The sequence below is a fragment of the Aestuariivirga sp. genome (genome assembly GCF_046093005.1).
Lineage (GTDB): Bacteria > Pseudomonadota > Alphaproteobacteria > Rhizobiales > Aestuariivirgaceae > Aestuariivirga.
On the sequence record NZ_JBJTER010000085.1, the window covers coordinates 1 to 12,873 of the forward strand.

At 65.7% G+C, this 12,873-nt stretch carries 11 protein-coding genes; 4 read left to right on the forward strand and 7 right to left on the reverse strand.

From position 1 onward, the window contains the following. On the forward strand, window positions 1-521 hold a 521-nt coding region (locus ACKOED_RS06800), incomplete at its 5' end, for a histidinol dehydrogenase (RefSeq protein ID WP_408915828.1). Continuing rightward, window positions 518-2,185, forward strand: coding sequence for a thiamine pyrophosphate-binding protein (locus ACKOED_RS06805; protein ID WP_408915829.1), 1,668 nt, complete (start codon window positions 518-520; stop codon window positions 2,183-2,185). The genes ACKOED_RS06800 and ACKOED_RS06805, both read left to right, overlap by 4 nt. A 67-nt stretch (window positions 2,186-2,252) precedes the next feature. Here the strand turns inward: ACKOED_RS06805 and ACKOED_RS06810 are convergent, their stop codons facing one another. The 7 genes from ACKOED_RS06810 to ACKOED_RS06840 form a co-directional block, all read right to left on the reverse strand. Continuing rightward, window positions 2,253-3,440: a geranylgeranyl diphosphate reductase gene (locus ACKOED_RS06810; RefSeq protein ID WP_408915830.1), complete on the reverse strand. Its 1,188-nt coding sequence runs from the start codon at window positions 3,438-3,440 to the stop codon at window positions 2,253-2,255. 4 nt (window positions 3,441-3,444) lie between these two features. Then, window positions 3,445-4,800 carry a BCD family MFS transporter gene (locus ACKOED_RS06815; protein WP_408915831.1) on the reverse strand — a complete coding sequence of 452 codons (1,356 nt, stop codon included), beginning with the start codon at window positions 4,798-4,800 and terminating at the stop codon, window positions 3,445-3,447. Window positions 4,801-5,049: 249 nt separating this feature from the next. Further along, window positions 5,050-7,797: a S8 family peptidase gene (locus ACKOED_RS06820; RefSeq protein ID WP_408915832.1), complete on the reverse strand. Its 2,748-nt coding sequence runs from the start codon at window positions 7,795-7,797 to the stop codon at window positions 5,050-5,052. Between the two features lie 332 nt (window positions 7,798-8,129). Then, window positions 8,130-8,603 (reverse strand): DUF992 domain-containing protein, encoded by a 474-nt coding sequence (locus tag ACKOED_RS06825; RefSeq protein ID WP_408915833.1) that lies wholly within the window; start codon window positions 8,601-8,603, stop codon window positions 8,130-8,132. A 95-nt stretch (window positions 8,604-8,698) separates the two neighbouring features. Continuing rightward, complete coding sequence (locus ACKOED_RS06830; RefSeq protein WP_408915834.1) at window positions 8,699-9,157, reverse strand: DUF992 domain-containing protein; 459 nt, start codon at window positions 9,155-9,157, stop codon at window positions 8,699-8,701. A gap of 76 nt (window positions 9,158-9,233) precedes the next feature. Next, window positions 9,234-9,737, reverse strand: a complete 504-nt coding sequence (locus tag ACKOED_RS06835) for a DUF1993 family protein (RefSeq protein ID WP_408915835.1) — start codon at window positions 9,735-9,737, stop codon at window positions 9,234-9,236. A gap of 9 nt (window positions 9,738-9,746) precedes the next feature. After that, a complete protein-coding gene (locus tag ACKOED_RS06840; RefSeq protein WP_408915836.1) occupies window positions 9,747-10,949 on the reverse strand; it encodes a pyridoxal phosphate-dependent aminotransferase in 1,203 nt (400 codons plus the stop codon). A 108-nt stretch (window positions 10,950-11,057) separates the two neighbouring features. Between ACKOED_RS06840 and ACKOED_RS06845 the strand changes: the two genes are divergently transcribed. Together ACKOED_RS06845 and ACKOED_RS06850 are read left to right on the forward strand one after the other, a co-directional pair. Then, window positions 11,058-12,227 carry an FAD-dependent monooxygenase gene (locus tag ACKOED_RS06845; protein WP_408915837.1) on the forward strand — a complete coding sequence of 390 codons (1,170 nt, stop codon included), beginning with the start codon at window positions 11,058-11,060 and terminating at the stop codon, window positions 12,225-12,227. A 73-nt stretch (window positions 12,228-12,300) separates the two neighbouring features. Next, window positions 12,301-12,831 (forward strand): tetratricopeptide repeat protein, encoded by a 531-nt coding sequence (locus ACKOED_RS06850; protein WP_408915838.1) that lies wholly within the window; start codon window positions 12,301-12,303, stop codon window positions 12,829-12,831. The last annotated feature ends 42 nt before the right edge of the window (window positions 12,832-12,873 follow it).

Here is a 12,873-nt window from a genome sequence, read left to right on the forward strand (position 1 = left end):
CGGCCTTTCTCGTCACCTGGAGCCGCCAGGTGGCCGAGGCCGCGACGCAGGCGAGCCCCGCCGTCTGGACGCAGAAGGGCGCCCAGCGCGCCGGCTCGTCCACCACCGTGCTGGGCGGGCCGAAGGGCGGCATCGTGCTGGCCCGCGACGAGGCCGAGGCCATCGCCTTCTGCAATGATTATGCGCCGGAGCATCTGGGCGTTCATGCCGACGAGCCGTTCCAATATCTTGGCCGCCTTGAACACGCGGGCGAGATCCTGCTCGGCCGCCACACGCCGCCGACGCTCGGCAACTTCACGATCGGCGTCAACCACGTGCTGCCAACCAGCGGCTGGGCGAAGACCGGCTCGCCGCTCACCGTTCATGACTTCATGAAGCGCACCTCGGTCGCCTATGTCACGGCCAAGGCCTATCCGGAGCTCGCCCGGCACGCCGAGGTGATTGCCACCTATGAGGGCTTTGACGGCCATGCCAACGCGGTGTCGGAAACCCGCGCCAGATTGCTGCGGAGCAACCGATGACCAGCCGCAGCGGCGGACAGATCCTCGTCGATCAGCTGAAGGCCCATGGCACGGACCATGTGTTCTGCGTGCCGGGCGAAAGCTATCTCGCGGTGCTCGATGCGCTCCATGACTCCGGGATCAGCGCCATCGTGTGCCGCCAGGAAGGCGGTGCGGCCTATATGGCGGAAGCCGCGGGCAAGATGACGGGGCGCCCCGGCATCGTGATGGTGACGCGCGGTCCCGGGGCCACCAATGCGTCCGGCGGCATCCATGTCGCTTCCCAGGATTCGACGCCGCTCATCATGTTCGTGGGCCAGGTGGCGCGTGACATGAAGGACCGCGAGGCCTTCCAGGAGCTCGATTACAAGGCGGTGTTCGGCAGCATCGCCAAATGGGTGGTCGAGATCGACCGCGCCGAGCGCATCCCCGAGCTGGTGAGCCGCGCCTTCCATGTGGCCATGCAGGGACGGCCCGGCCCCGTGGTGGTGGCGCTGCCCGAGGATATGCTCACCGAGATGACGGAGGTGGCGGACGCGCCGCCGGTTTCGCCCGCCGTGATGCACCCCGGCCCCGCGGACATGGAAGAGCTGCGCCGCCGCCTGCTGGCGGCGGAGCGGCCCGTCGTGCTGGCCGGCGGTTCCGGCTGGACGGCGCAAGGCGTTGCCGATCTGGCCCGTTTCGCGGAGGCCTACAGCCTGCCGGTGGCGGTGACGTTCCGCCGCCAGATGCTGTTTCCGGCTGACCACCCCAATTTCGCCGGCGATCTCGGCATCGGCCCGAACCCCATGCTGCTCGAGCGCATCAAGGACGCCGACCTTCTGTTGCTGGTGGGCGGCCGCCTCTCCGAGATGCCGTCACAGAGCTACACGCTGCTCGCCATTCCGGGCGATGGCGAAAAACTCATTCACGTGCATCCGGGGGCGGAGGAGCTGAACAAAGTCTACCGCACCGGGCTCGGCATTCTTGCCACACCCCATGCCTTCGCGGCCGCCGCGGCGGCGCTGCCCAAGCCCAATGCCGTGGCCTGGGCGGGCGGGGCGGCGGCGGCGCATGCCGATTATCTCGCGTGGAGCGATCCGGCGAAAATTGCAACGCCGGGCGCCCTGCAGATGGCCGGTGTAATGGCGCATCTCAGAGACGTGATGCCGGCCGATACCATCTATTGCAACGGGGCCGGCAACTACGCCACCTGGGTGCACCGCTTCTGGCCGTTCCGTGGTTTCGGCACGCAGCTGGCGCCAACCTCCGGCACCATGGGCTATGGCGTTCCGGCGGCGGTGGCGGCCAAGGCGCTGGCGCCGGGCCGCGCGGTGATCGCCTTCGCGGGCGATGGCTGCTTTCTGATGAACGGGCAGGAATTCGCCACCGCTATTCAATATGACCTTCCCGTCATCGTGGTGGTGGTCGACAATGGCATGTATGGCACCATCCGCATGCATCAGGAGCGGGAGTATCCCGGCCGCGTCTCCGCCACCGAGTTGAAAAACCCGGATTTCGCGGCGCTTGCCCGGGCCTATGGCGGCCATGGCGAAACGGTCACGGCCACCGCCCAATTCGCCCCCGCCCTGGCGCGGGCCAGGGCCAGCGGCAAGCCGGCGATCATCCATTGCCTCATCGACCCCGAGGCGATCACGCCCGCCCGCAGCCTCTCCGACATCCGCCGCGCGGCACTCAAAACCTAGGCTTCACTGCGCTCGGCGCTCTCACGGGAGGCAGCGGTTTCTCTTGTCGTCTCCGCAGCCCGCAGCCTTACGTCGGGCGGGCGATGCCGAGCAGGTGCGCCATGTCCTTCATGAAGATGCGCACATGCGCCATCGGGCTTTTCCGCACGAGTTTCTTGTTGGTGTAGGATTCCCATGTGAGGCGCTGCACGTCCTCGTCCGCGCACATCTTGACGAAGCTCTCGCGGCGCTTGTCGCTGCTGTACCAGAAATACTGCATGATGCCGAGCACCCAGAACACCCGGCCATGCTCCTTCATGAAGCGCTTGCGGGCGGTGGCGAGCTGGCGGGCATCGCCGGTCTTGAGGAAGGCGATGGCGGCATCGGCCGCCAGCCTTCCACCCAGCATGGCGTAATAGATGCCTTCGCCCGACGCCGGGGCGACGACGCCGGCGGCATCGCCGGCCAGCACCACGTCACGGCCATTGTCCCAGCGCTTCAGGGGCTTCAGCGGTATGGGCGCGCCCTCGCGCCGGATGGTTTCGCCGTTGAGGCCGGCCACACGGCGCAGTTCAGCGACCGAGCCCTTGAGCGAAAAGCCCTTATTGGCGCTGCCGGTGCCAACGCTGGTGGTGGCGCCATGCGGAAACACCCAGGCATAGAAATCGGGAGACAGTGTCCCGCGGTAATAGACATCGCAGCGGTCCGGCCCGAAGCCTGGCGTCTCGCCTTCCGGCGAGCGGATGATCTCGTGATAGGCGAACACATAGGGCATGCGCTCGGCGCCGCGCACCGTGTCGCGCGCCAGTTTCGAGATGGCGCCATCGGCGGCGATCACGCAGCGGGCGCGCAGCGTGGCGGGTTCGCCGTCCTTGTCGCGGTAGTGGATCTCCGCCGTGCCATAGCCGTCGCGCGCGAATTTCTCATAGGCGCCGGTCACCCGGCGGGCGCCGTTCTCCGCGGCGCGGTTCCTCAGCCACTCGTCGAAATGCTCGCGGTCAACCATGCCGACATAGGAATTGGGGATCGGCATGTCGACCTTGCGGTCGGACGGCGAGACGATCCGCGCCGAGAACACCCGGGTGACGAGCAGTTCCGAGGGGATTTCGAAGTCGCGCACGCAGCGCGGCGGAATGGCGCCGCCACAGGGCTTGATGCGCCCGGCGCGGTCCAGCAGCACGACATCGAGCCCGGCCCGCGCCGCATCGTCGGCGGCGGTTGCACCCGCCGGGCCGCCGCCCACCACAACGAGATCGTGAATGATATTGCTCTGCATCCGGTCAGCTCCCGCCTGCCTGTTGCCGCGCCGCCAGCACCAGCGGGTTGGCCTGTTGATTGATTTCCCGTCCGCGCACCGCGGCAACCGCCAGCGCCGCCGCCGCCACAAACAGCGCCGCCTCGACCGCGAACACCGCGGCATAGGCCACGGCCGGCGAGCCCGAGAGCCAGCCGGCCACGTCAGCGAGCACGGTTCCGGCAAAGCCGCCGATGCCGAAGGCGATGGCCTGGGAAGCGCCGAACAGGCCCATGCGCACGCCCTCGCGCGAGGCGCCGGCCCTGGCCATGCCGAACATCGCGCCGATCGCCGCCACCGCGAACACGCCGTTGCAGAAGCCCAAGGCGAACACGGTGGGCTGCAGCGGCCAGCCAGGCCCCACCCTGGCGGCGGCGACGAGTCCGATCAGGGCCAGCGCGGATCCGAGGCAGCCCAGCACCGCCCAGCCGCGCAGGCTCAGCAGCGACGGGAGCAGCGCTGACGCGCCTCCGACCAGCAGCATGCCGAGCAGCACACCGGAATTCTGCAGCCCCGACATGGCGGTGGTCTCGGCCGGGGTCAGGCCGAAGACAAGGCCCGCGAAGGGCTCGAGGATGAGGTCCTGCGCGCTGTAGGCCAGCATCGATACGAAGATGAACACCGCGAAGCCGCGCGCCACGGGGTCGGCCCAGACCTCGGCCAGCACGGCGCGGAACGGCGGTTTCGCCGCCGGCGGGCCTGCCGGCGCCGCTTGGCCGCGTTCGACACCCCAGACCGCAAGGACTGTGAGCAGGAAGGCCGCGCCGCAGATCGCGGCAGCGACCATCACCAGCCGCCAGGTCGAGAACGGATGCAGGAAGTGGCTGGCGAGCCCGGCGGTGACGATGAAACCGATGATCATGGTGATCCACACCATGGTGGCGGCCGGGGCGCGCCGTTCCTCCGCCACTTCGCTGGCAATCAGCACCAGCAGCGACGTTCCCGCCGCGCCCACCCCGCCGCCGATCAGCGTGAAGGACAGAACGGCCCCCGCGATCCCGGCCACAACATGCGAGGTCATCAGATGGACGGAGAGAGCCGCGCCCAGCCCGCCCAGCGCCAGAGCCGCCATGCCGGCGATGATCCAGGGCGTGCGCCGCCTTCCACCATCGGTGCCATGGCCCCAGCGTGGGCGCAGCACCTGCAGCGCATAGTGCCAGGCCACCAGCAGACCTGGCAGCATGGCGGGCAGCGCCAGCTCGACGACCATTACCCGATTCAGCGTGGAGGTGGTGAGCACCACGATGGCGCCCAGCGCGGCCTGGACGAGGCCCAGGCGGGCGATCGCCAGCCAGCCTAGCCCTGGCGGCACCACGGTTCCTGTCGAAGCACGGGCGGACATAGACGAACAGTAAATCTGACAGTTTGAATTGTCAATCTGGGTTGACAGTTTCTGTGGTGACGAAGGCGCGCACCACGTCCGCCGCGCTACACTGGTCCACCATCCGGCCTGATAGAAACAGCGCCGGTTATGGTTTCAGAGCACGTCAATCGGGCATTGTTGCCGGTGTTCATCTGCCCCCAAGAACAATGTCCTGCTGCAAGAACGGCGTCCCCAACCGGTCCGGACGAAGCTGCCGGGGCTGCACCGCTAAAGGGGTTTGAATCTGGCGGTCACTGACCGTACCGATCCCATGGTTACGTTGCAGGCATTCCTTGCATTCTTGCAGGCGCCTCCCCAGCCCGCAAAAGCCATGCCGGGCGATGCGTTCGGCGTCAGCTTCACCCGGGTGCCGCTGGGAAAAGACTCGCTGCAATTCGAGGTGCAGAGCTTGGCTCCGTCCGGGGCGGTGATGGTCACGCTCCCCGAACCGCTGCCGGCGAGCGCGATGTTGATCGCATGAAGAGGCAGTATCTCGAACCTGGCGGTGACCGATACAGCGTCCCGCATTCTCACCACGCAGCTTCTTGTCCGGTTTTTGCAAGCGCCGGACCAGCCAGCGAAAGCCGAGCCATAGACAGGCTGGGCCCGCAGCGTCACGCGCGCGTTCGCGGGATGGCTGTTCAGGCAGCTGTCGCCGCACGCGGTAACCCCCGCCGGCGACGAAAATGACACGTTGCCAGACCCGGCACCCAGCTTGGTGTAGCTCAGCACCTTGTCAGAGGCCGCGATGAACCTCGCTGAAACCGGCTGGGACTGCGACATGGCAATCTGGCAGACCCCGGTACCGCGGCAGGCGCCGGACCATTCGAGGAAAGCCGAGCCCGGCGAGGCAGCGGCCGTCACCGTGACGCTGGCCCCGGATGGATAGCTGTTGGAACAGCTTTCGCTGCACGCCGCCAGCGTGCCCGCCGGCGAGAAGCTGACAGAGCCCTGGCCCGGTCCCAGCCTTGTATATTCGAGGGCCACTGTGGGCGCCACCGGGGCCGGGGCCGGGTCCGGCCCCTTGACCGCAAAACTCGCGCTGACGGCAGCGGCCTGCGCCATGGTCAGCGTACAGGACCCGGGTCCGCTGCACGCCCCCGACCAGCCCTCGAAGATCGATCCCTGCGCCGCGGCAGCCGTCAGCGTCACCGCGGTGCCGGTGGGATACTCATTCGCGCAGGAAGCCGCACAGGACTGCTGCGTACCGGCCGGCGTGAACGAGACCACCCCATTGCCCGCGCCCTGCTTGGTGAACTGCAGCGCCTGCGGCAGGTTGGCGGTCTCGGCCGGCTTGAGAGTGAAACTGGCGCTGACGGTAAGCGCTTGCGACATGACCACCGTGCAGGTCCCGGTGCCCGTGCAGGCGCCGGACCATCCCGTAAATGAGGCGTTCTCGCTGGCCACCGCCGTCAACACGACGCTGACGCCCTTGCTGAAGCTGTTTGAGCAACTGTCTGTGCAAGCCGCAAAAGTGCCGGCCGGCGCAAAGCTCACCGTGCCGCCGCCGGCTTCCAGCCTGTTGTACTGGAGCGCGAACTTTTCGTCAGGATCAGCAAACGAGTCGAGTGCCGCCTTGACGTTGATGCGTTTCTTGACGATTCCGTTCCGGTAGTCGGTCACCGGCTGGCCGGTGCTTTGCAGCGCCGCGAGAATCTGAGCGATCGACGCGTTCGGCGCCTTCTGCCTTATGACCGCCCAGGCCCCCGCCACATGCGGGGTTGCCATCGAGGTGCCGTGGAGGTTCATGAACACATTATTCGGCGCCGACGAGCGGATCAGTGAGCCGGGCGCCAGAAGCGACAGATAGCTAGCCGAGTTGGAATAGCAGGCAACCTTGTCCGCCAGCGCGGACTGGCCGTTGCAGGTTCCCCAGGCGGCGTCGGAAACCGCGCCGACGCTTACCGCCGTCGAGATACACGCGGGTGCGGAAATTGCTGACGTATAATAACTATTGCCGCTCGCGGCAATTGTTGCAATCCCGGCGCTCGCCAGATTGTTGATGGCGGCCTGGTAGGCGGGTTTGGCGGTGTCGCAGACCGAACTGTATGCCTCTCCGCCCAGGCTCAGGTTGACCGCCGCGATCTTGAAGTCGTTGCGCAGCGCATAGACACGGTCGAGAGCGGCGAGGAGATCGGCGTCATAAGCGCCCAGATCTCCGTTAACGTTGCTGAAAACCTGAATGGCGATCAGGCTTGCATTGCGCGCGACGCCGAAAAAGCCGGAGCCCAGACCGGCGGCGATGCCCGCGACATGGGTTCCATGATAGCAATCGCTGTGCGTGCACGGCATGCCGGATCCGGCGGCCGTCGAGACAGTGACGCCGCCGGGGCAGCCTCCGTTCTGGGAATAGCACGCTTCAGAAACAACCTTACCCGCGAGGAATGGGTGGTTCTTGTCGACACCGGTGTCGATAATGGCGATGGTCTGGCCGAGGCCGGAGAAGCCAGCTTGCCATGCCTTGTCCGCGCCAACCAACGGGCTCGACTCCGCCAGGAACGGCTTCAGCAATTGGTTTTCGGAAACCGAGATGACATTGACGTCGGACGCCAGGCGGTCAAGCTCCTCCTGCGTCACCTCCATGACCACAAACGGAATGCTGTTGAACGACCGGAACGCCTTGGGGTTGCGCTGGACGGCTTTCTGGAACCGCGCCTTGACCGTGGACACGGCCGTGGCGATCTCGCGCCGCTGCGAACGCACCGTTTCCGGCCGCAGACGCCCCTCCGCCGCGAAGGGTACGCGCAAGCCCACGATGACTTTTACCTTGCCGGACGTCTTGGCCGCCGCGCGCAGCCCTGACAAACCCGCCGTCTTGGCCTTGGGGGACGCGTCCCCCGGCAACAGCAACGTCCGTTCGGAAGCGATCGCCGCAGGCGCGTGGCTGGCAAACAGAACGACAATGACCGTCCAGGCCAGGCTCACCAGCATGGCGCGAAGCCTGGGAAAGCGCACTGCCGACATAGCGCAGGTCATGAGGATGGTTCCCATACAGACATCAACCGTATTCCGCCGGGCGGGGCAAATTTGCAAGAACAACAACGCGTACAACGCACCTCAACACCAAAGGGAGCGGTTCTTCGCGAATGTGCCCCTCTGCTGCCCGCTTACGCCAGATTCTGCTGCCAGACCACTACCCTCTGGGCCTGAGGTAACGAAATTCCAAAGCCACGCGCGACCGCCGCACAGCATTTCCAAGACTGGAACATCGATGCGCTCGTTGCAATTCATCGCTGCGCAAGCTTCGGTGGCAACCGGTGCGGAGCCCGGCCGGTGGCCGGGCTCCGGCGATTGCCCGAAAGAAACCGTTACTTCACATATTTGAGGCGAAGTGCCGCCACCCCGGCCGCCACATTGAGGCCGGTCTGCGCCTGGACGCTGAGCGGCTGCAGCGCGATTGACTTGTTGGAGCCGCCAAGCAGCGCGTTGGCGCCGACGCCAATGGCAACGGACGCCTCCGCCGAAATCCCGGCATAGGACCCGGCGAGGGCGCCGCGCTTGAGCTTGCCCGGCGCGAACACCACCCAGGCCATGACCGCCTTACCGGTCACGCCGATATCGATGCCAAGCCGGTCAATGGTGCCCTTGTAGCGCTCATTCTTGCCGCCGACGGAGCGCTCGAAGGTGCAGTCGACAGCCCGCGATGAGGCGATGATCACGCCAACCCCGGCCGCGACATCGCAGCTAAGTACGCCGATTTTGACGCCGCGGTTGTCCTTGGCGAGCGCCGGCGCCGTTGCAAGGCCCAGCGCCAGCAAGGCGGCGAGTGCGAGTTTCTTCATTCGAAAGTCTCCTGTTGATGGAAGTTCTTGTTGGCAAACATGTGGTGGAGACGAACGGGGGACCGCCGCGGGGCCCCTCGCGCCGCCAGTTCTCGTCAGGGCATGAATCTGAGCTTGAATTCGGCAAGACCGGCCGCGATGTTCAGGCCGGTCTGGCCTTCGACGCTGACCGGCTGCAGGGCGATGGAGCTGCCAGACCCGCCAACCAGCACATTGGCGCCCAGGCCAACGGCGATGGCCGCATCGGCCGTGGCGCCCACATAGTTGCCAGACAAGGCGCCAGGCGCAAGATTGCCGGCGGCGATCACTGCCCAGGACATGACAGCGGCATCCGTTACCCCGATGTCGATGCCGACCTTGGAAATACGGCCCTCATAGTTTTCCGCGCCATTCGGCCCTTCGAACACGCAGCTGGCGCCCTGCGATCCGCCCAGGATCAGGCCGACGCCGGCTGACACGTCACAGGTGAGCATGCCCACCTTCACACCGGAACTTGCCATGGCCGGCAAAGCCATCAGAGCAAGCGCCGCGAGCGTTCCTGCTAGTCGTTTCATATTGTTGGTTCCTTCTTGGTCAGTCAAAAAACGTGTTTGGCGGAGACCAGCCTATCCGGTGCGCCATTGCGGCCTGTTATTGTCCGCCAGCCAGGAAATCTGATTTACCCAGCTCGACTCCCGCATGCCGGAGAATGGCATAGGCGGTGGTCACGTGAAAGAAGAAGTTGGGCTTGGCCCATGTTTCGAGATAGGCGCCCCCCGAAAAATTCAGGTCTCGTCCGCCGGCCTTCAGCGAGATTGGCCGGGTTTCCGCGCCAGCGAAAAGCTTTGCATCGAGCGTGTCGAGAAAACCTGTGGTCTTGTGAATACGTTCTTGCAACTCATCAAAGGTTTTCTCCTCATCGGGAAAGCCTGGAACCGGCATACCGGCGAGCCGCGCCCCCGCACCCTTGGCGGCATCGGAGGCGATCTGCACCTGCCTGGTCAGCGGGAACATGTCGGGCGAAAGCCTGAGGCCCAGCATCACCGCCGGGTCGATCTTCCGCGCGGCACAATGGGCCTCGGCCTTGCGCAGGATCGCCGACAGCGACTTGAGGAAGTGGATGAAGACCGGAACGGATGCATCATATGTGTTCATCAGAAAACCTCAGCGGAGATTGCCGCAAAACCGCTGGATGCGCTTGCAGGCATCTTCCAGCACTTCGGTGGCGGTGGCGTAGGAAATGCGGAAGAACGGCGACATGCCGAAGGCCGCGCCATGCACCGCCGCCACGCCCTCGGCGGCAAGAAGCTCCGTGACGAAGTCCTCGTCGGTGCGGATCGGGTTGCCGGACGGCGCGGTCTTGCCGATCACGCCCTGGCAGGACGGATAGACGTAGAAGGCGCCCTCCGGCACCGGGCAGGTGATGCCCCGTGCCTGGTTCAGCATGGCCACCACGAGGTCACGGCGCTGCTTGAACACCTTGTTATTGGCGGCGATGAAATCCTGCGGGCCGTTGAGCGCCTCGACCGCCGCCCATTGCGAGATCGATGACGGGTTGGACGTTGACTGCGACTGCAGCTTGGCCATCGCCTTGATCAGCATCTCGGGCCCGGCGGCATAGCCGATGCGCCAGCCGGTCATGCAATAGGACTTGGACACGCCGTTCATCGTGAGCGTGCGTTCATAGAGCCGGGGCTCCACCTGGGCGGGCGTGGTGAACCGGAAATCGTCGTAGACCAGATGCTCATACATGTCGTCGGTCAGCACCCAGACATGCGGATGCCGGAGCAGCACATCGGTGAGCGCCTTGAGTTCGGCCTCAGAATAGGCAGCACCCGAGGGGTTGGACGGCGAATTGAGGATCAGCCATTTGGTGCGCGGCGTAATCGCCTTCTCGAGGTCGGCGGCTTGCAGCTTGAAGCCATGCGCCAGGCTGCCAGCGACGAACACCGGGGTGCCGCCCGCCAGCATCACGATGTCCGGATAGCTCACCCAATAGGGTGTTGGCACGATCACCTCATCGCCCGGATTGACGGTGGCCAACAGGGCGTTGAACAGCACCTGCTTGCCGCCGCTTCCGACCGACACCTGCGCGGGCTTGTAATCGAGCCCGTTCTCGCGCCTGAATTTGTCGCAGATCGCCTTCTTGAGCTCAGGGATGCCGTCGACTGCCGTATATTTGGTCTTGCCCGCTTCGATGGCGCGAATCGCGGCATCCTTGATGTTGCGCGGCGTATCGAAATCCGGCTCTCCCGCCGCAAGGCCGATCACATCGCGGCCCTCGGCCTTGAGCTGCATGGCCTTGTTGGAAATGGCGATCGTGGCGGATGGCTGGATACGGTTGAGCGAGTCGGAAATGAAGCCCATGGCAATGCCCGTTCGAAACTGCCCGCTGAATAGGCGCAAGCTGTGGCGAGAGCAAGGCTCAATGCGCCACATCACCGGGCGGCGGGAAATGGGTTAGGATCGGTCTCCATGAAGGAACTTCCCCTGCTGGTAGCCGGCGGCGGCATCGCCGGCCTTGCCGCCGCGCTCAGCCTGGCGCGGCCGGGGAAACACGTGCGGCTGTTCGAGCAGGCAATGGCGTTCGCCGAGGTGGGCGCGGGCCTGCAGATGTCGCCCAATGGCGTGCGCGCGCTGCTGGCGCTGGGCGCCTGGGAGCACGTCGAGGCGAGTTGTGTCATCCCGTCCGAAATCCATATGCGGGACGGTGTGTCAGGCGCCTTGCTGCAGCGCATCCGGCTGGGAAAGCCGTTTGAGCAAAGCTTCGGCGCGCCCTACCGCGTCTGCCACCGCGCCGATCTGCTGGCCGGGTTGCTGACGGCGGCGCGCCAGCAGCCGGGAATTGAGCTCGCCACGGGACTGGCGGTGCATGGCCTGACGGACAAGGGCTTCCGGCTGGCGGACGGCCAGGACATCGCGGGGGCGGCGGTGATCGCCGCCGACGGCATCAGGTCCGCGTTGCGGTCTGGCGTTTGTGGAGCCGTCGAGCCGCAATTGCGTGGCGTGGCGCTCTACCGCAGCCTGCTGCCGCTGTCGCAACTGCCACCCGAAACCATCCCGGATTGCGTCACGCTGTGGCTTTGCCCCGGGGCTCATGTTGTCCATTACCCGGTCAGCAATTGGCGGCACCTCAACATCGTGGTGGCCATCGACGGCGCGGCACAAGACGGCGGCTGGCAGAGCCCCGCCACGGGCGAGGAGGTGCGCGGACACCTCGCGGATGCTTGCCCCGCCCTCGCGGACCTGCTTGCCAGGGCCCCATCCTGGCGGCGCTGGGCGGGGGCAGACCTGCCGCCACTCAAAGGCTGGTCATCGGGCCACACGGTGCTCCTGGGGGATGCCGCCCACGCCACCCTGCCCTTCCTGGCCCAGGGCGCCATGATGGCGCTCGAAGACGCCGTGGTGCTGGGCGATGAAATGCGCCGGACAACGGACCTCGGACAGGCCTTCGCATCTTACGAGCGGCGGCGAAAGCCCCGGACTGCCCGCATTCAGGCACAATCCCGCGCTATGAAAAGCGCCTACCACGCCAGCGGGATCAAGGCATCGGCGCGCAACCTTGTGTTGAAAACCGCCGGCCCCGGCTTCGCCTTGAGCCGGCTGGCCTGGATCTACCGCTGGACGCCGGAGGATGACGGCTGATCAAAAACTTCGCGCTGGAGGCGTCCGGAGGACCGGTCGGGCCGTATAAAAGCTCAGATGTATGGAGGATGAAATGCTGAAATTCTTCGCAATGCTTTTCGCAGGCCTGCTTGCCGCTTCGACCGCTGCCTATGCGGCCGGGGGCGGAAGCGATAACGATACCAGTTCCTCGCCCGCCAACCAGAAGTGCAAGAAGGGCGAAGTGTGGAACAAGACCAAGAAGAAATGCGTCAAGGCCACCTCCGGGGTGCTGACCGACGAGGACCTTTACCAGCAGGGCCGCGCGCTCGCCAAACAGGGTCACTATGACTGGGCCATCGCCGTGCTGGCCGTGGCGCAGAACCAGCAGGACCCACGGGTGCTGAACTACACCGGCTACAGCCACCGCAAGGCCGGCCGCCTCGAAATCGGCATCACCTATTACCGCAAGGCCCTGGAGATCGATCCCAACTTCAACCTGGCCCGCGAATATCTCGGCGAAGGCTATATTGCGGCAGGCAGAATCGATCTGGCCATGGCGGAACTGGCGGCCATCGCCAAGAGCTGCGGCACGGCATGCGCGGAATACCGCGACCTCTCGGCGGCCATTGAAGCGGCGAATTAACCGGTCGCGCCAAGCGATTCGTTTGATTAGGCTTTTCCCGTC